Raw genomic sequence first — 17,560 nt, 5'->3', positions numbered from 1 at the left:
GGTGGGACCGGAGCTCCGGTCCCACCCGCCGCCTTTCCGTTCGATGCGTCAGTTCCACGGCTCCTCGGCGGTCGCCGTGGGGGTGGGGGTGGGAACGGTGACGGGGGTGGTGACCACGGCGTCGGAGAGCGTCCGCGGGGCCGAGTGGGCCGGGCCGCCGAGGGCGAGCAGGAGACCCGCCACGAGAGCGACGGCGGCGGCGAACAGGCTGACGGCGGAGGTACGGGTGGAACGCATCGTGCTCTCCTCGGTGTCGGTGCGAAGCAGGTCGGTCGGTGCCACACCGGAAATCTAGGTTTCCGTCCTGTCAGCGGGCTATCGAAGCGATTTCGCCGGACCCGAAATCGGGACGATAACCCGCCGAAAGGCCTGGTCCGTAGCGTGTTCCTCGCATCACCATCGAGTTCAGCGGCATCAAGAACAACGGGGCTACTAATGGAATTTCGTGTTCTCGGTCCGGTCGAGGCGAGACGGGGGACCACCTCGGTGGCCCTCGCGGGTTCGAAGATCCACACGGTGCTCGCGGCCCTGCTGCTGGCCAGGGGCCGGATCGTGCCGGACCGCCGGCTCAGCGGACTGCTGTGGGGCTGGACCCCGCCGGTCACCGCGAACGCGCAGATCTACACCTACGTCTCACGACTGCGTCGCCAGCTCGGCGCGGAAGTCAGTATCGTTCGGCGACAGCCGGGGTACGAGATCCGGCTGGGTGCCGGAACGCTCGACATCGACAGTTTTGAACGGCTCGAACAACAGGGCCGGGCGGCGCTCCAGGAGCGGCGCTTCGACCAGGCGAGTGCCCTGCTGGGTGACGCCCTGGGCCTGTGGCAGGGCTCGGCACTGGCCAATGTCACACCGTTCATGCAGGAGACCGAGCTGCCACAGCTCGAGGAGGCACGCATGATCACCTGGGAGAACCGGATCGAAGCCGATCTGGCGCTCGGCAGGCATCAGCAGGTCACCACCGAACTGACCTGGCTGTCCCAGCAGTTCCCGCTCCGCGAAGGGCTGCGGGCGCAGCTGATCACCGCGCTGTACCGCTGCGGTCGGCAGGCCGACGCGGTACGGGTGTTCCACGAGGGCCGGGCCGCGCTCTCCGAGCAGCTCGGCGTGGACCCGGGCGAGCGGCTGCGCGCCACCTACCAGTCGCTGATCAACGGCGAGCTGGCGCTTCCCCCGGCGCCCGTGGGCCGGCGGACCCGCCCGGTCCGGCCGGCCGCCACCCGGCACCGTACGGTGCGGCCGGCCGGCGCGCGCGGCACCACGATGCCGGCGCCGCTCGCCGACTTCACCGGGCGCCCGTGCGAACTCAGCCTGATCCAGCGGCTGTTGACGCACCGGCCGGAGGGGAGGGGGGACCGTCCGCGCTGCGTGGTGATCACCGGGCCGGCCGGCGCGGGCAAGACGGCCCTGGCCGTCCAGGCCGCGCACGCCGGCGCCGAGCACTTCCCCGACGGGCAGGTCTTCGTCGAGCTGAGCCGGCCCGACCGCACCCCGAAGCCGCCGGCCGAGGTGCTCACCGACCTGCTGTGGGCGCTCGGCGACCGGCTCCCCCGCCCGGCCGGCCTCGGCGGGGCGCCGGAGCTGGAGGAGCTGGTGCACCGCTACCGCGCCCGGACCGTCGGCCGGCGGCTGCTGGTCGTGCTGGACCGGGCGGCCCGCGACCAGCGACTCGAACCGCTGCTGCCGCGCAGCCCGCTGGCCGCGGTCCTGGTCACCCACCGCAGCCGGCCCGCCGGGCTGGACAGCGCGGACACCGTGCCGCTGGGCCCGCTGACCCGGGCGGAGGCGGCCCGGCTGCTCGCCTCGGCCGGCGGGGCCGGGCGGGCGGCCGAGGAGCCGCGCGCGGTCGACGCGCTGGTGGAGTACTGCGACGCGGTGCCGCTCGCCCTGCGCGGCGTCGGCGAGCACCTGGCGGCCCGACCGCGCGCCGGGTTCTCCGAGCTCGCCGAACGACTGGCCGAACCGGCCACCCGGCTGGGCGAGTTGCGCCGCCTCGGCCTGGACCTGCGGCGGGAGCTGCTGCCCTCGCTGCGGGACCTCTCCGCCGCCGGGCGGGAGGCGTTCGCCGCCCTCGCCCCGCAGCGGGACCGCGCCTTCCGCGCCCAGCAGGCCGCACCGCTGCTCGGCCTCTCCTCCTGGGAGGCCGAGCAGGTCCTGGAGGAACTGGTGGACGCGGCCCTGCTGGAGGCGGTCGGCGTCGACAGCGGAGGAAACCCGCTCTACCGCTACGAGGCCCTGGTCCAGCTCCTCGCGGCCTCCCTCGCCGGAGGTCCGGCGCGGGTGGCCCGACCCGAGCCGATCGTGGCCGTCGCCGGCTGACCGCCGGCACCCGACCCGGCGGCCGTACCCGGCCCGGCCGAAATATAGATCCCTGATAGCGACACCCCACACAATCGGCGCGAGAAGGACCGCGCCCCGGGGTGCGAGAGGAGTCAAGCATGTCCGAGCCGACCCGCCGCCCGGTGGCGGTGCTGAGCACGGCCGGCCTCACCCCGGGTCTGTTGCGGCTGATGCCGCATCTGCGGGCGGTCGGCGAGCAGGGGTTCGCCGCCCCGCTCGACACCGTGCTGCCCGCCGTCGCGGCGACCGCCCAGGCGACCTTCGCCACCGGTCTGCTGCCGCGCGACCACGGTGCGGTCGGCAGCGGCTGGTACCTCAGGGACCAGGGCCGGGTGATGGCACGGGGCGAGTTCGCCGGGCTGGTGTCCGGCGAGACGGTCTGGCAGGCCGCCCGGGCCGCCGACCCCCGGCACACCGCGGCCAGCGTGCACTGCGACTGGAGCGCCGGCGCCGAGGTGGACCTGTTGGTGGCCCCCAGCCACCGGCACCGCCACGACGGCCGGCTGACCGCCTGCTGCGACACCGTACCGGCCGGGCTGCGGGACGAGCTCGCCGCCGAGCTCGGCGCTCCCCCGCTGGTGCGCTGCGGCGGCGGCACGGCGGGCCTGGAGGAGACGCACTGGATCGCCGGCGCCGCCCGGCACGTCGTGACGCGCGGCCGGCCGGACCTGCTCTGGGTCCAGATCCCTTACCTCGACCACGAGTTGCAGCGCAGCGGCCCGGTCGGCCCGCAGGCCGAGAAGGCGGCGGCCGAGGTCGACGCCGCGCTCGCCCCGCTGCTCGGCGAACTGGCCGACCGCGGCACCACGGTGCTGGTGCTGAGCGGGCACGCGGTGCTGCCGGTGTGCCGCCCGGTGCCCCTCAACCGGGAGCTGCGCCGGGCCGGGCTGGTCTCGGTGGGGCTCGCGGCCGGCAAGGAGTACCTGCGGCCGTGGACCTCCCGGGCGTTCGCGGTCACCGACCGGCAGGCCGCGCACGTCTACGTGGCCGACCCGGCCGACCTGGAGCGCGCCCGCCGGGTGCTCGGCGAGGTGGCCGGCGTGGACGAGGTCCTGGACCGCTCGCAGCAGGCGGACTTCGGCCTGGACCACCCCAACGGCGGCGAGCTGCTGGCGATCGCCGAGCCCGACGCGTGGTTCAGCCCCGACTACTGGCTGGACGAGGCGGTGGCACCGGACTTCGGCCGGGACATGGAGCCGGAGGGCAGGCCGGGGACGGACCCGACCGAGCTGTTCCTGGAGGCCGGCGCCGCGACCGCGCGGATCGACCCGCTGCGGATCCGCGGCAGCCACGGCCGCCTCCCCGAGGACGGCCGGGAGGGCCCGCTGCTGCTCTGCTCGGACCCGGCTCCGCAGCAGGTCCGCTACCACGCCACGGAAGTGAAGGACCTGATACTCCGGCTGAACGGCCTGGCGCGGTAGCCCGCGGCTCGGCTTGCAACTGCGACTTTCGAGCGGGGCTTAAGCCGCTGGCCCGCCCGCACGCCCGAACCTACGCTCGCAAGCCAGCCGACCCCTAGGAAAGGGGGGTTCCACCGTGTTCGGGCCCGACGTGAGCTTTGAACCGCGTTCCTACCCGCCGACCATCCGCCGCAAGAGCCCCGTCCCGGGCAGCCCGCTCGAGGCGGCCGCCTGGCTGGCCGAGCACCGGTCCGAGATCGAGCAGCTGCTGCACGCCCACGGCGTGCTGCTGCTGCGCGGCTTCGGCATCACCGATGCCGACGCCTTCGAGTCGGTGGCCTCCGCCCTGGTCGCCACCCTGTACGGCGAGTACGGCGACCTCCCGCACGAGGAGAACGCCGGCAGCGTCTACAAGTCCACCCCGTACCCCGCCAACCAGTCCATCCTCTTCCACCACGAGAGTTCGCACATGCCGCACTGGCCACGACGGCAGTTCTTCTGCTGCGTCGAACCGTCCCCCCAGGGCGGCGCGACCCCGATCGTGGACGGCCGCGCGGTCTACGCGGCGCTGCCGCCGGAGGCCCGCGACCGCTTCGAGCGGGTCGGGATCCGGTACGTGCGCAACTTCATCGAGGGGCTCGACGTCGGGTGGCAGACGATGTTCGGCACCTTCGACCGGAGCGAGGTGGAGGCCCGCTGCGCCGCCCAGGGCATCGACTGCACCTGGCTGCCCGACGGCTCGCTGCGCACCGAGCAGTGGGCGCCCGCCGTGGTGCGGCACCCGACCACCGGGGAACCGGTCTTCTTCAACCAGCTCTTCCTGCACCACACCGCCTGCCTGGAGCCGGCGGTCCGGGAGGTGATGGCCTCGCTCTTCGGCGAGGACGAGACCGCCTTCCCGCGCAGCGCCGCCTACGGCGACGGCGAGCCGATCCCGGACGCCCTCGTCACCGAACTCCTCGGCCTGTACGACGCGCTCGCCCAGCGGTTCCGCTGGGAGCGCGGCGACGTGGCCGTGATCGACAACATGCTGGTCGCCCACGGACGCGATCCGTTCGCCGGCAACCGCAAGATCCTGGTCGCGATGGGCGACATGGTCGCCAGGAGCGACGCAAGTCCGGCACCGGCCCGCTAGCGGCGGGCCGCCTCACAGAGAAGGAACCGCGTTGACCACGTCGTTGGAAGGCTCGAACCGGATCTCCGGCGACGAGCACCGGGTCCCGGCGGACTCGGTACTGCACCTGGTGCGCGAGCACGCGCGGCTGCGGCCGCACGCGACCGCCGTGCGCTCCCCCGCGGGAGCCGTGACCTACGGTCGGCTCTGGCACCGGGTGCTGGTCCTCGCGGCCGCCCTGCACGAGGCCGGGGTGCGCCCCGGCGACCGGGTGGCGCTCTGGGCGGACCGCACCGCCGGCGTGGTCGGCGGCGCGCTGGCCGTGCTGGCGCTGCGGGCCGCGTACGTGCCGATCGACCCCACCCACCCGGGTGAGCGGGTCGCCGCGGTGCTCGCCGGCTCCGGCCCGGCCGCGCTGCTGCACGACCACGCCGACCCGGCCGCGCTGCCCGCCCTGCCGGGCCGGCCGGTGATCGACCTGAGCGAGGTCGCCGACCTGCCCGGACCGCCGGAGCGCGAGCTGCCGCGCCCGGAGGACATCGCCTACGTGATCTTCACCTCCGGCTCCACCGGCACGCCGAAGGGCGTCCTGATCGAGCACGGCTCGCTGGTCAACTACGCGGCCTGGGCGGGCTCGCTGGTCGGCGCCGAGGGGTCGGGCAGCCCGCTGTTCGCCAGCCTCGGCTTCGACCTGTCGATGACCTCCTTCTGGGTGCCGCTGTGCCAGGGCCGCCCGCTGGTGACGGTGGCCGGGCTCTGGGACCAGCAGACCATCTTCGGCCCCGGCGAGGAGCCCTACGGCTTCATCAAGCTGACGCCCTCGCACGCCCGCTTCTTCGAGTTCCTGGCCGAACCGCCCGACTACCGGAGGGCCACCCGGACGCTGATGTTCGGCGGCGAGGGGCTGGACCCGGAGCTGCTCCGCTCGCTGGGCGACCGGCTGGACGGGGTCCGGCTGGTGAACCACTACGGCCCGACCGAGACCACCGTCGGCTGCTGCGCCCACGTCTTCGACCGGAGCACGATCCCGGACACGCCCACCGTGCCGATCGGCCGCCCGGTCTGGAACTCCCGCGCGTACGTGGTGGACGAGGACCTGCGCCCGGTGCGCCCCGGCTCCCCCGGCGAACTGGTCGTCGCCGGACGGGCGGTGGCGGCCGGCTACCTCGGGCTCGACCGGGACGCGCGGTTCCTCGACGAGCGGGAGCTGGGCGGGGATCCCGGCCGGGCCTACCGCACCGGCGACCTGGTCGAACTGCGGCCGGACGGCTCGCTGCTCTACCTCGGCCGCCGGGACCAGCAGTTGAAGATCGCCGGCCACCGGGTCGAGCTGGGCGAGCTGCGCCACCACGTGCTGGCCGTCCCCGGGGTGGCCGACGTGGCCTTCGAGGTGGTCCGCGGCCCGGTGGACACCCTGGCCGCGTTCCTGCTGCCCGCCGCCCCGCCCGTCGACGGGGACGCCTTCGCCGAGACCGTCCGGACCGCCCTGGCCGCCTCGCTGCCGTCCCCGCTGGTGCCGGGCGAGCTGCACTGCGTGCCCGAGATCGTCTTCAACTCGAACGGCAAGTGCGACGTCGCCGCCACCCGCCGGCTGCTCGGCTCCGGCCGTCCGCCGGGCGGAGCGCTCGGATGAGCGCCGGGCAGGGCGCTCGGACGGGCGCCGGGCAGGGCGCTCGGACGGGCGCCGGGCTGGGCGCTCGGACGGGCGCCGGACCGGGCACGCCCGCCGACCGGGTGACCGTCGTCCTGGTCAGGACCGGCCGGGTGGACGCCGCCACCGCGCGGGCCCGGGTGCTGTCGGCCGCCGCCGAGGAGCTCGGCAGCCCGCGGCCGCTGCGGCTGGCCCACGAGCCCGGCGGACGGCCGCTGCTGCGCGGGTTCGGCCCGCGGGTGCGGGTGAGCCTCAGCCACGGCCGGGGGTACGCGGCGCTGGCGGTCGGGACGCACGGACCGCTCGGGGTGGACGTGGAGGTGGTCCGGCCGGTGCCGGCCGAACGGCTGGCGGCCCGCTGGTTCACCGCCGCCGAGGCCGACTGGATCGGCCGCCGACGGCCCGGCGAGCGGGCCGGCGCCTACTTCTGGGTCTGGACGCAGAAGGAGGCGGCCGGCAAGGCGCACGGCACCGGGCTGTCGACGCGGGCGCTGCGGGCGCCGGTGCCGCTGCCCGAGCGGTGGCCGCCGGCCGGCGACGGCCTGCGGTTGCGGCGCACCCCGGACGGCCTGTGCCGCGGCGGCCGAATACCCGTGCCCGGCGTCGTGCTGGCCCTGGCCACCGTCGCCGGACGGACCCCCGCACCGCCGGTCGACCTGCGGCTGAGGCTTGACGTACATCCCGGTTGACCGCGCCTCCTAACACCTGTCAGACTGAACTAACAGGTGTTGGTGGCCGCGAAGGGAGCGTGCGTCCTGACCAGCGAGGAGCTGCTGGCTCTGCTAGCCGCACTGGGGCACGCGCAGCGATTGCGAGTCATCGAAGAGCTGTCCCAGGGCGACGTGCACGTCAGCGAACTGGCGCGTCGGCTCGGACTGTCGAGACCGCTGCTGTACATGCATCTGGAGCGGCTCGAGAAGGCCGGTCTGATCATCGGGCGGCTGGAACTGTCCGCCGACGGCAAGGCAATGAAGATATTCCGTCTGGCACCGTTCGACGTGCATCTGACCCCGGAGACCGTCCTCGCCGCCCTGCGCGAGGACCGGGTCCACGAACAAGCGGTAGCCGACGACGAAACAAAGAGGATCTCGCCATGAGCGGTGGCATCATCGCCCTCCTGATCACCCTGACGGTCATCGGCGGTATCACCGCGAGTACCGTCGCGTACTTCACCCTGCAGCGGCACCGGGCCGACGCCGTGGCCATGGCCGGCTACCGGCGGCTGGCCGAACAGGCCGTCGTCGAGCAGGAAGTGCTGAACGACCGGCTGGCCGAACTCTCCGCGCGCCTGGGCGCCGTCGAGGAACTGCTGCGGAGCGTCGAGTGAGCCTGACCGACCGGTTACCCTTCCCCGTCGACCGGCGACCGCTGCGGATGCTGTTCTCCCGCAGGCCCTGGGTCGCCACCGCCTACCTCCTCGGCTACCTGCCGCTGGCGCCGGTGATGTTCGCCCTGACCGTCGCGGCCCTGGCCGTCTCCACGGTCCTCAACGTCACCCTGATCGGCCTGCCCCTGCTCGTCGGGGCGGCCGGGCTGGTCCGCGGCTTCGCCCATCTGGAACGGCTGCGCGCCCGCCCGCTGGTGGGCCCGGTCCCGGCGCGCTACCGGCCCGTTCCGGCCCCCGGCGTGATGTCCGCCCTCAGGACCCGCTGGCGCGATCCGAGCACCTGGCGCGCCTGCGCCTACCTGGTCGCGCTCTTCCCCCCGCTGCTGATCCTCGACGCCGCCGTGCTGATCGTCTGGTTCAGCGTGCTCGGCAGCATCACCTCCCCGGCCTGGTACTGGGCCGTCCCGGGCGGCGGCGTGCTGTTCATGTGGTCCGACAGCCTCGTCACCTCCGTCGTCTCCGCCGTCATCGCCGCGGGCCTGGCCCCGTACTGCGCCTACCTGGTGACCGGGGCGGCCCTGCTCCACGCGCACGTCGCACGTTCCTTGCTCGGTCCGGGAGCGGATCCGCTCGCCGAGGCCAAGCACATGCTCAGCGAAAACGGCCCCGCGGTCAGCGACTTGAGCGAGCGGCCGATCCGATGATCCGACACCAGGGGGACCTTGTGGACAGCACCGATTCGCACAGCCCGGACGACGTCGTCCGTCTCAGCTCGGTCAGCCGGACCTACGGGAACGAACGCAACAAGGTCGTCGCCCTCGACCAGGTCTCGATCGGCTTCAGCCGCCGCACCTTCACCGCCGTCATGGGCCCCTCCGGTTCCGGCAAGAGCACCATGCTGCAGTGCGCGGCGGGCCTGGACCGGCCCACCTCCGGCTCCGTCACCCTCGACGGCCAGGACCTCGGCGCGCTCGACGAGCGCGCCCTGACCGAACTGCGCCGCGAGCGGATCGGGTTCATCTTCCAGGCCTTCAACCTGCTGCCCGCCCTGACGGTCAGCGACAACGTCGCGCTGCCGATCCGGCTGGCCGGGCGCAAGCCCGACCGGGCCCGGATCGCGGAGGCGCTGAACCAGGTCGGCCTCGGCGACCTGGCCGACCGCCGGCCCGCCGAACTCTCCGGCGGCCAGCAGCAACGCGTCGCGGTGGCACGGGCGTTGGTCACCCAGCCGGCCGTCGTCTTCGGCGACGAGCCGACCGGCGCGCTGGACACCAGGACCGCGCGGGAGATCCTGCACCTGCTGCGGTCCGCCGTGCACGAGGGCGGCCAGACCGCGATCATGGTCACCCACGACCCGGTGGCCGCCTCCTACGCGGACCGGGTGCTCTTCCTCGTCGACGGCCGAATCTCGCACGAGCTGCGCGGCGCCGGCCCCGAGCAGATCGCCGAGCAGATGACCCAGCTGGGCGCCCGAGCGGGACAGGTGACACGCTGATGTTCCGCATCGCCATGCAGTCGCTGGCCTTCCGCAAGGGCAGCTTCCTCGCCTCCTTCATCTCGCTCTTCTTCGGCGCGACCATCCTGCTGGCCTGCGGCGGCCTGATGGAGACCGGCATCCGGGGCGCCGTGCCGCCGCAACGGCTGGCCGCCGCGCCACTGGTGGTCACCGGCGACCAGCACACCGGCAACAAGGTGCTGCCCTCCCGGGTCCGGCTCACCGACGACCTGGTCACCACCGTCCAGCACCTCCCCGGCGTCCAGCGGGCCGTGCCCGACGTCAGCTTCCCGGTCGTCCCGCTGAACGGTGCCCGCCCGGCCGCCGGCACCGACCTCCAGGGCCACGGCTGGTCCGCCGGCCAGCTGGCCGGCTACACCCCGGGCGAGGGCGGGGCCCCGAACGCGTCCGACGAGGTGCTCCTGGACACCGCCCTGGCCAAGCGCCTGGGCGTACGGACCGGGGACAAGGTCCAGCTCGCCGTGGCCGGCCGGCAACAGGAGTACCGGGTCAGCGGCGTGGCCACCGGCGGCGCCGGCGTCGACGCCTCGGCGTTCTACTTCTCCGACCGGCAGGCGGCCGAACTGCTCGGCCACGACGGCCGGGTGGACTCGATCGCGGTCGTCCCGTCGACGGCCGACGACGGCGCCCTGCGCAAGGCCCTCAAGGCCGCCGTGGCCGGCAAGGCGGCCGTGGTGCTGAGCGGCGACGACCGCGGCACCGCGGAGTTCCCGGACGCGCTGGCCGCGCCCACCCGGCTGATCTCGATGTCCGCGGTCTTCGGCGGCATCGCCGTGCTCGTCGCGGTGTTCGTGGTGGGCAGCACGCTGGCGCTGCTCGCCCAGCAGCGCCAGCGCGAGATGGCCCTGCTGCGCGCGATCGGCACCACCCCCCAGCAGGTGCGCCGGATGGTGGTCGGCGAGACCCTGGTGATCGCCCTGGCGGCGTCCCTGATCGCGCTGCTCCCCGGCTGGTTCGCCGGCGAGTGGATGCTGGGGCGGCTGCAGGACGGCGGCGTGATCGCCCCCCAGGTGGAGTACCACGAGGGCTGGATCCCGATGCTGGTCGGGGGCGCGGTGTCGCTGCTCTCCGCGGTCGGCGCCGCCTTCATCGCGGCCCGCGGCGCCGCCAGGGCCCGGCCCGCCGAGGCGCTCGCCGAGGCCGCGCTGCAGCGCCGCTGGCTCAGCACGCCCCGCCTGCTGCTCGCCCTGCTCTGCTTCGCGGGCGGCACGGCGCTGGCCGTCGTCACCTCGACCGTGATGCACGGGACCATCGCGGCCAGCACCGCCGGCCCGTCCGCGATGCTCTGGGCCGGCGGCCTGGCCCTGATCGGGCCCGGGCTGACCCGGGTGCTGACGGCCGTGCTGCACCCGGTGCTGCGCGGCCTCGGCGGACTCTCCGGCTACCTGGCCGTGCGCAACGCCAAGGCCCGCCGGATCCGGGTGGCCGGAGCCGTCACCCCGGTGATGCTGGCCACCGGGCTCGCCACCGCCCTGATCTACCTGCAGACCTCGCAGGCCCTGGTCGCCCACCAGGTCTCCACCGATCTGCTGGGCGCCGACGCGGTGGTCAGCTCGGCCACCGGCGGGATGGCGCCGCAGACCGTCGCGCAGATCGCCGGGCTGCCCGGGGTGCGGGCCGCCTCGCCGTACCTCACCAGCGAGGCCTTCCGGGTCACCCCGGCCACCGCGGACGACCACGGCAACGTCGACCGGCTGCCGGTCACCGGCGTGGCCGCCGACGCGGCCGACAAGGTGCTCACCGTCCGGCCGACCGCCGGCTCCTTCGACCGGCTGACCGGCGACAGCGTCGTCCTGCCCACCTCCTGGACCGCCAAGAAGGGCCAGGAGGTCGGCGGCACCGTGACCCTGCAACTCGGCGACGGCGCCTCGGTACCGCTGCGGGTGGTCGGCTCCTTCGAGGCCAAGCCCGGCTTCGACACCGCCTTCCTGCCCGCGGCCCTGATGCTGGAGCACTCCGACACCGGACTGGTCCCGCAGATCCTGGTCAGCACCGACCCGGGCACCTCCACGGACACCCTCCGGGCCTCGCTGGGCGGCGTCGGCGGCGTGCCCGGGAGCCTGCGGGCGACCGAACTGAGCACCGCCAAGGCCCAGTCGGGCGACAGCGGCACCAGCGCCTGGATCAACTACCTGCTGGCCGGCACCATCGTCGGCTACGCCGTGATCTCCCTGGTGAACACCCTGATCATCTCCGCCTCCGAGCGGCGGCGGGAGTTCGCCCTGCAACGGCTGGTGGGCTCCACCACGGCGCAGATCCTGCGCATGATGGCCGTCGAGGCCCTGCTGGTCGCCGTCTCCGGCGCCTTCCTGGGCACCCTCGTGGGCGTGGCCACCCTCGTGCCGTTCAGCCTGGCACTGAACGGCTCACCGTGGCCCCAGGGCTCGCTCTGGATCTACCTCGCGGTGATCGGCTCGGTCGGCGTGCTCACCTTCGCGGCGACCCTGCTGCCCACCCGGATGACCCTGCGCACCCGGCCGGCCGAGGTCATCGCGGCCACCTGACACCCCGGCGGCCCGCCCGCCTCACCGCCCGCACACTCCGGACCCGCGCCCACCCCGGCGCGGGTCCGGACTGCTTTCCGCGGCCCCCGCTCCACTCCTCACCAGGGCTTTTCACCCATCACTTAACGGCATCCTCCGGATATCCGGCGATACCTAGACTCATTTCCCATGGCGCCCTCACCGGGAGTCATTCGGCAGCCAGACAGAGTCGGGAGCATCGAATGCTGGACAATGTTGTGATCGTTGGCGGGGGAACGGCCGGCTGGATGACGGCTTCGTACCTCAAGGCCGCCTTCGGGGAAAACATCAACATCACCCTGGTGGAATCCGGGCAGGTCGGCACGATCGGGGTGGGCGAGGCCACCTTCAGCGACATCCGGCACTTCTTCGAGTTCCTCGGCCTCAAGGAGGCCGACTGGATGCCCGCGTGCAACGCCACCTACAAGCTCGCGGTGCGGTTCGAGAACTGGCGCGAGCCCGGGCACCACTTCTACCACCCCTTCGAGCACATGCCGACGGTCAACGGGCACTCGCTGACCGACTGGTGGCTCAAGGAGCAGCCCTCGGACCGGTTCGACAAGGACTGCTTCGTGATGGCCTCGCTGATCGACGCCGAGCGCAGCCCGCGCCACCTCGACGGCTCGCTCTTCGAGCAGGAGTTCGTCGAGGGCTCCAAGGAGGCGCACGGGCTGACCATGTCCGAGCACCAGGGCAAGGTCCAGTTCCCCTACGCCTACCACTTCGAGGCGGCGCTGCTGGCCAAGTACCTGACCGAGTACGCCACCTCGCGCGGCGTGCGGCACGTCGTCGACACCGTCCAGGAGGTCGTCCAGGACGAGCGCGGCTGGATCACCTCGGTCCGCACCGACGAGCACGGCGACCTCGGCGGCGACCTCTTCATCGACTGCACCGGATTCCGCGGCCTGCTGATCAACAAGGCGCTCGAGGAGCCGTTCATCTCCTACTCGGACACCCTGCCCAACGACAGCGCGGTGGCCCTGCAGGTCCCGATGGACATGGACAAGCGCGGCATCCGCCCGTGCACCACGGCCACCGCCCAGGACGCCGGCTGGATCTGGACCATCCCGCTGATGGGCCGGGTCGGCACCGGGTACGTCTACGCGAAGGACTACCTCTCCCCGGAGGAGGCGGAAAGCACCCTGCGGAAATTCGTCGGCCCCGCCGCGGCCGACGTCGAGGCCAATCACATTCGCATGCGGATCGGCCGGACCCGCAATTCCTGGGTGAACAACTGCGTCGCCGTCGGCCTTTCCAGCGGATTCGTCGAGCCGCTGGAGTCCACCGGAATCTTCTTCATCCACCACGCGATCGAGCAGCTCGCCAAGAACTTCCCGTCGGCGGCCTGGAACCCGAAGCAGCGGGAGATCTACAACGACGCCATCGCCCATGTGATGGACGGCGTGCGCGAGTTCCTGGTCCTGCACTACATCGGCGCCAAGCGGTCGGACAACCAGTACTGGCGGGACGCCAAGACCCGCCCGCTGCCGCCCGGCATGGCCGAGCGCCTGGAGCAGTGGAAGGCCCAGCTCCCCACCAGCGAGACGATCTTCCCGTACTACCACGGCCTCCCGCCGTACTCGTACCACTGCGTGCTGCTCGGCACCGGCGGGATCCAGGTGCAGTCCTCGCCGGCGCTCGGCCTGACCGACAGCGGCCCGGCCCTGGAGGAGTTCCGGCAGATCCGGGAGAAGACCGACCACCTGATCTCGGTCCTGCCCCGCGCCTACGACTACTTCGCCCGACTGCACTGAACGGCTGACGCCCGGCGATGAACCCGACGTCACAGGCGCCGACCACGGCGTCCATGCCGGCCCGCACGGCCACGGCCCCGGCGGCGATCCTGTCGATCGCCGCCGCGGGCCGGGCCGCCGGCCCGCCCCTCGACCCGGAAAGGAGCCCGCGGTGAGCGAACCCGCGATCCAGACCCAGCCCGCCGCCACCGGCGCCGAACTGCGCGACATGATGAGCACCTTCCCCACCGGGGTCAGCGTGGTGAGCGCCTTCGAGTACGGCGGCCGCCCGCGCGGGATGACCTGCTCCTCGGTGTGCAGCGTGGCGCTGGAGCCGCCCACCCTGCTGCTCTGCCTGCGCAGCGGCAGCCCCACCCTGGACGCGGTGCTGGGCACCGGCGCCTTCGCCGTCAACCTGCTGCACACCGGCGCCCGTCCGACCGCCGAACTGTTCGCCTCCGGCAATCCGCACCGGTTCGACCTGGTCGACTGGGAGGACCTGCCGGGCGCCGGCGGGCCGCACCTGGTCGCGGACGCGCACTCGATCGCCGACTGCGAGGTCTCGCTGACCCAGCGGCTCGGCGACCACGTGGTCGTCTTCGGCCTGGTCCGGCGGATCACCCCGCACCGCCCGCTGCCCCCGCTGCTGTACGGCGCACGGCAGTTCCGCGGCTGGACCGACCTCGCGGACGCGGCCTGACCCGACCGCCCACCGGTGGCCCCGAACCCCCCTCCGCCCGACGGAGGGGGGTTCGGGGCCACCGGCCTGTTCGGCACCGGACCGGACACCGGTGCTCAGCGGGCCGCGACACGCGGCCGGACCGCGCCGGCCGGCACCGCACCGGCCGCGACCGGCTGGCGCAGCCGGCGGCCGAGCAGCGCGCGGCCCAGCGGGGTGACCGAGTGCAGCACGCTGTTGTTCACCCGCCGGGTGGTGATCAGCCCCGACTGCCGCAGCACCGTGGCGTGCTGGCTGGCGCCCGCCGAGGAGATGCCGAGCCGGGCGGCCAGCTCGCCGGTGGTGCAGCTCGCGGTCAGCGCCCGCAGCGCGGCCGCGCGGGTCGGGCCGACCAGGGCGCCGAGCGCCTCGCCGCTGTCGTCGTCCGGGTCGGTCCACAGCGCGGCGGCGTCGCCCGAGCCCACGCTGAGCGCGTAGACCAGCGCCGGCACCCCGCTGTCCCGGGTCGCCGTGATCAGCCGGCCGACCCGGCCCGCCAGGAAGACCGACGGCACCAGCAGCAGCCCCCGGCCGTCCAGGTGGACGTCCCCCTCGGGGCCGTCCAGCAGCTCCAGCACCGGCGGGCGCCAGAGGATCCGCGGGTGCAGCGTGGCCAGCAGCATCTGGACGCCGCCGGCCATCACGATCCGCCCGCAGGCGTCGCACTCGTCGTCCAGCCGGGCCTGGATGCGCTCCCAGTAGGGCGCGGTGCCGATCCGCCAGGTGCTCAGCGCCAGCGCCGTCCCCTCCGCGGTGCTCAGGCCGGAGCCGGCCGGCATCCGCGGTTCGGGGCCCCCGTCGGGGTCCCGTTCCAGCAGGGCGACCAGGTCGTCCGGGTCGCGGAGCTTGCGCCGCAGCACGAACTGCGGCTGCTCGCGGAGCAGCCGGCTGGTCCGGGTGCGCCAGCCCGCGAACTCGGCCGACCCCCGCCGGTCGAGCGCTCCGAGCGCGAGCACGCCCTCGGCCAGCGGGCCGAGGGTGCTCCGCACCCGGGTTCTGGCGAGGTCTGCGACGGTGAAGTGGATTCTCTGCATGGGACACCCCGTTACGGATCTCTGGAACACGAATGACGACGGACAGCGGAAGGGCCTGCTCCAGGCGGGCCCGGCGGGACCGCTGGAACAGGCCCTGGATCGGGCGGGCGGGCGGGACTAGCCGGCGCCCCCTGCGGCCGGGCCGGCCGGCGCGTCGGCCGGCCCCTCGGTGGGCGGGCCGGCCTGGGCGGCGGCGGTCCGGTCGGCCTGGGCGCCGGTGAGCTGGAGGAAGACGTCGTCCAGGGTCGGCTGGCGCAGGCCGAAGTCGGCGACGGTCACACCCGCGTCCCGCAGCAGGGCTGCCGCCGCGGCGACCACGGCCATGCCGCCGTCCACCGGGAGGGCGATCAGGCCCCGGGTGCGGTCCAGCGCCGGTTCGCCGGTCGACAGCGGCGACAGCGCGCCGAGCGCGCTGGGCAGGTCGGCCGGGTCCGGCACGGTGATCTCCAGCCGCACCTGCCCGACCTTGCCCTTCAGCTGCTCGGGCGTGCCGTCGGCGATCACCTTGCCGCCGGCGACCACCACGATCTGGTCGGCCAGCTGGTCGGCCTCCTCCAGGTACTGGGTGGTCAGCAGCACGGTGACGCCCTGCTCGACCAGACCGCGTACGGCCGCCCAGAGCAGGTTGCGGCTCGCCGGGTCGAGCCCGGTGGTGGGCTCGTCCAGGAAGAGCACCTCGGGCCGGCGCACCAGGCAGCTCGCCAGGTCGAGCCGGCGCCGCATGCCGCCCGAGTAGGTGCCGACCGGGCGGTCGGCGGCCTCGGTCAGCCGGTACTCGGCGAGCAGCTCCTCGGCCCTGCGGCGCGCCTCCCGGCGGCCCAGGTGCAGCAGGACGCCGATCAGCACGAGGTTCTGACGTCCGGTCAGCAGTTCGTCCACGGCGGCGTACTGGCCCGCCAGGGCGATCCTGCGGCGGACCTGCTGCGGCTCCCGGGCGACGTCGTGCCCGGCCACCAGGGCGGTGCCGGAGTCCGGGGCGAGCAGGGTGGAGAGGACGCGCACGGTGGTGGTCTTGCCGGCCCCGTTGGGCCCGAGCAGGCCCAGCACGCTGCCGGTGCGCACGGTCAGGTCCAGGCCGTCCAGCGCCCGGGTGGTGCGGTGGAGCTTGCGCAGCCCCACCGCCTCGATCGCGAATTCCATCGGTGTTCCCCCTGCTCGTCCCGGCCGGTCAGCAGCCCGGGCCCGCGGCGGGCTCGCGCAGGCTGCGCGGGCGCAGGTCGGTCCAGTGGCTCTCGACCCAGGTCAGTGCCGCCGCCCGGTCGGTGCTCTCCAGGGCGACCGTCCAGCCCTCCGGGACGGCCGCGAAGGCGGGCCAGAGGCTGTGCTGCTCCTCGCTGTTGCGCAGGACCAGGAAGGAACCGTCCTGGTCGTCGAAGGGATTGCTCATGTCGCACGCTCCACGGGTGGGTTCGGTCGGGGGTTTCGTGTCGGGCGGGGCTCAGACCGCCGTGCGGTAGCGCCGCAGCCCGAAGGAGGCGCTGAGCAGCAGGGTCAGTCCGAGGGTCAGCGCGAGCACCGGGACGGGATGGGCGGACGGGAAGTCCGTCGCTCCCCCGCCGCTGTGCCAGAGCGTGCGGCAGGTCTGGGCGACCACGCTGACCGGGTTCCACTCGGCGACCGGTCGCAGCCAGCCGGGCAGGTTCTGCGGCGCCACGAAGGCGGTGGACAGGAACGGCAGCACGGTGGCCACCAGCGGGGTGATCGAGCTGATCGTCTCCAGACTGCGGGAGACCAGGCCCAGCACCACCCCGACCCAGAGCATCGCGTAGCCGAAGGCGGCCGCCAGCGCGAAGGCGCCGAGCGTCTCGCCGACGCCGCCGTGCGGGCGCCAGCCGAGCAGCACCCCGAAGACGGTCAGCAGCGCGAGGCCGCCGAGGCCGACCAGGAAGTCGGCCGCGGTGTGCCCCAGCAGCACCGCCGAGCGGGCGATCGGCATCGACCGGAAGCGGTCCGCCATGCCGCCGCGCACGTCGGAGGCGACCGCGATCGCGGTGGGGCCGACCCCGGCCAGCCCGGCCTGGACGACCGCGCCGGCGAACACGTACTCCTGGTAGCTCCCGCCGCCGGGCACGGTGGCGGACTTCTGGAACAGGATCCCGAGCACCAGCATCGACAGCAGCGGGTTGAGCGTGATGCCCAGGAACCGGCCCGGGGCCCGCCGCAGGTGCCGCAGCCGCCGCGCGGCCACCGCCGACACCTCCACCG

17 protein-coding genes are annotated in these 17,560 nt (G+C 74.0%); 12 read left to right on the top strand and 5 right to left on the bottom strand.

Annotation, left to right across the window (positions count from 1 at the left end):
* Positions 1-48 precede the first annotated feature (48 nt).
* The gene (locus IE332_RS33585) at positions 49-282 is read right to left on the bottom strand and encodes a hypothetical protein (protein ID WP_189923958.1); all 234 of its coding nucleotides are present in this window, start codon (positions 280-282) and stop codon (positions 49-51) included.
* 153 nt (positions 283-435) lie between these two features.
* Between IE332_RS33585 and IE332_RS33580 the strand changes: the two genes are divergently transcribed.
* The 12 genes from IE332_RS33580 (at position 436) to IE332_RS33525 (ending at position 14,303) form a co-directional block, all read left to right on the top strand.
* Positions 436-2,319 (top strand): AfsR/SARP family transcriptional regulator, encoded by a 1,884-nt coding sequence (locus IE332_RS33580; protein WP_189923956.1) that lies wholly within the window; start codon positions 436-438, stop codon positions 2,317-2,319.
* A gap of 119 nt (positions 2,320-2,438) precedes the next feature.
* Positions 2,439-3,761, top strand: a complete 1,323-nt coding sequence (locus IE332_RS33575) for an alkaline phosphatase family protein (RefSeq protein ID WP_189923954.1) — start codon at positions 2,439-2,441, stop codon at positions 3,759-3,761.
* A gap of 130 nt (positions 3,762-3,891) precedes the next feature.
* Entirely contained in the window at positions 3,892-4,875 is a 984-nt protein-coding gene (locus IE332_RS33570) for a TauD/TfdA family dioxygenase (protein ID WP_189923944.1), read from the top strand.
* 31 nt (positions 4,876-4,906) lie between these two features.
* Positions 4,907-6,487 (top strand): amino acid adenylation domain-containing protein, encoded by a 1,581-nt coding sequence (locus tag IE332_RS33565; protein WP_189923942.1) that lies wholly within the window; start codon positions 4,907-4,909, stop codon positions 6,485-6,487.
* A complete protein-coding gene (locus IE332_RS33560) occupies positions 6,484-7,194 on the top strand; it encodes a 4'-phosphopantetheinyl transferase family protein (RefSeq protein WP_189923940.1) in 711 nt (236 codons plus the stop codon). Before IE332_RS33565 ends, IE332_RS33560 begins: the two co-directional genes overlap by 4 nt.
* A 42-nt stretch (positions 7,195-7,236) precedes the next feature.
* A complete protein-coding gene (locus IE332_RS33555) occupies positions 7,237-7,602 on the top strand; it encodes an ArsR/SmtB family transcription factor (protein ID WP_229929115.1) in 366 nt (121 codons plus the stop codon).
* A complete protein-coding gene (locus tag IE332_RS33550; RefSeq protein ID WP_189923938.1) occupies positions 7,599-7,832 on the top strand; it encodes a hypothetical protein in 234 nt (77 codons plus the stop codon). The genes IE332_RS33555 and IE332_RS33550 overlap by 4 nt, the downstream gene beginning before the upstream one ends.
* The gene (locus tag IE332_RS33545) at positions 7,829-8,536 is read left to right on the top strand and encodes a sensor domain-containing protein (RefSeq protein WP_189923935.1); all 708 of its coding nucleotides are present in this window, start codon (positions 7,829-7,831) and stop codon (positions 8,534-8,536) included. Before IE332_RS33550 ends, IE332_RS33545 begins: the two co-directional genes overlap by 4 nt.
* Complete coding sequence (locus IE332_RS33540; RefSeq protein ID WP_189923933.1) at positions 8,533-9,327, top strand: ABC transporter ATP-binding protein; 795 nt, start codon at positions 8,533-8,535, stop codon at positions 9,325-9,327. Before IE332_RS33545 ends, IE332_RS33540 begins: the two co-directional genes overlap by 4 nt.
* On the top strand, positions 9,327-11,852 hold the full coding sequence (locus IE332_RS33535) for an FtsX-like permease family protein (RefSeq protein WP_189923931.1): 2,526 nt from the start codon (positions 9,327-9,329) through the stop codon (positions 11,850-11,852). The genes IE332_RS33540 and IE332_RS33535 overlap by 1 nt, the downstream gene beginning before the upstream one ends.
* A 221-nt stretch (positions 11,853-12,073) precedes the next feature.
* Positions 12,074-13,624: a tryptophan halogenase family protein gene (locus IE332_RS33530; protein ID WP_189923929.1), complete on the top strand. Its 1,551-nt coding sequence runs from the start codon at positions 12,074-12,076 to the stop codon at positions 13,622-13,624.
* Between the two features lie 151 nt (positions 13,625-13,775).
* A complete protein-coding gene (locus IE332_RS33525) occupies positions 13,776-14,303 on the top strand; it encodes a flavin reductase family protein (RefSeq protein WP_229929112.1) in 528 nt (175 codons plus the stop codon).
* Between the two features lie 95 nt (positions 14,304-14,398).
* Here the strand turns inward: IE332_RS33525 and IE332_RS33520 are convergent, their stop codons facing one another.
* The 4 genes from IE332_RS33520 to IE332_RS33505 all read right to left on the bottom strand — a co-directional run bounded on the left by IE332_RS33520 (position 14,399) and on the right by IE332_RS33505 (position 17,543).
* Positions 14,399-15,355, bottom strand: a complete 957-nt coding sequence (locus tag IE332_RS33520; RefSeq protein WP_189923927.1) for an ArsR/SmtB family transcription factor — start codon at positions 15,353-15,355, stop codon at positions 14,399-14,401.
* 117 nt (positions 15,356-15,472) lie between these two features.
* Entirely contained in the window at positions 15,473-16,495 is a 1,023-nt protein-coding gene (locus IE332_RS33515) for an ATP-binding cassette domain-containing protein (protein ID WP_189923925.1), read from the bottom strand.
* A 28-nt stretch (positions 16,496-16,523) separates the two neighbouring features.
* Entirely contained in the window at positions 16,524-16,742 is a 219-nt protein-coding gene (locus IE332_RS33510) for an MbtH family protein (RefSeq protein WP_189923916.1), read from the bottom strand.
* Between the two features lie 51 nt (positions 16,743-16,793).
* Positions 16,794-17,543 (bottom strand): ABC transporter permease, encoded by a 750-nt coding sequence (locus IE332_RS33505; RefSeq protein WP_229929111.1) that lies wholly within the window; start codon positions 17,541-17,543, stop codon positions 16,794-16,796.
* Positions 17,544-17,560: the final 17 nt, after the last annotated feature.

The sequence above is a fragment of the Kitasatospora xanthocidica genome (assembly GCF_014656195.1).
Taxonomy (GTDB): Bacteria; Actinomycetota; Actinomycetes; order Streptomycetales; family Streptomycetaceae; genus Kitasatospora; species Kitasatospora xanthocidica.
The sequence above is the reverse complement of the archived record's forward strand: the minus strand, read 5'-3'. Positions and strand labels throughout refer to the sequence as shown.

Coding starts and splice junctions, on each gene's coding strand:
- IE332_RS33530 (WP_189923929.1), top strand. CDS start 12,074: ATGCTGGACAATGTTGTGATCGTTGGCGGGGGAACGGCCGGCTGGATG.
- IE332_RS33515 (WP_189923925.1), bottom strand. CDS start 16,495: ATGGAATTCGCGATCGAGGCGGTGGGGCTGCGCAAGCTCCACCGCACC.
- IE332_RS33540 (WP_189923933.1), top strand. CDS start 8,533: ATGATCCGACACCAGGGGGACCTTGTGGACAGCACCGATTCGCACAGC.
- IE332_RS33535 (WP_189923931.1), top strand. CDS start 9,327: ATGTTCCGCATCGCCATGCAGTCGCTGGCCTTCCGCAAGGGCAGCTTC.
- IE332_RS33580 (WP_189923956.1), top strand. CDS start 436: ATGGAATTTCGTGTTCTCGGTCCGGTCGAGGCGAGACGGGGGACCACC.
- IE332_RS33575 (WP_189923954.1), top strand. CDS start 2,439: ATGTCCGAGCCGACCCGCCGCCCGGTGGCGGTGCTGAGCACGGCCGGC.
- IE332_RS33510 (WP_189923916.1), bottom strand. CDS start 16,742: ATGAGCAATCCCTTCGACGACCAGGACGGTTCCTTCCTGGTCCTGCGC.
- IE332_RS33560 (WP_189923940.1), top strand. CDS start 6,484: ATGAGCGCCGGGCAGGGCGCTCGGACGGGCGCCGGGCAGGGCGCTCGG.
- IE332_RS33550 (WP_189923938.1), top strand. CDS start 7,599: ATGAGCGGTGGCATCATCGCCCTCCTGATCACCCTGACGGTCATCGGC.
- IE332_RS33520 (WP_189923927.1), bottom strand. CDS start 15,355: ATGCAGAGAATCCACTTCACCGTCGCAGACCTCGCCAGAACCCGGGTG.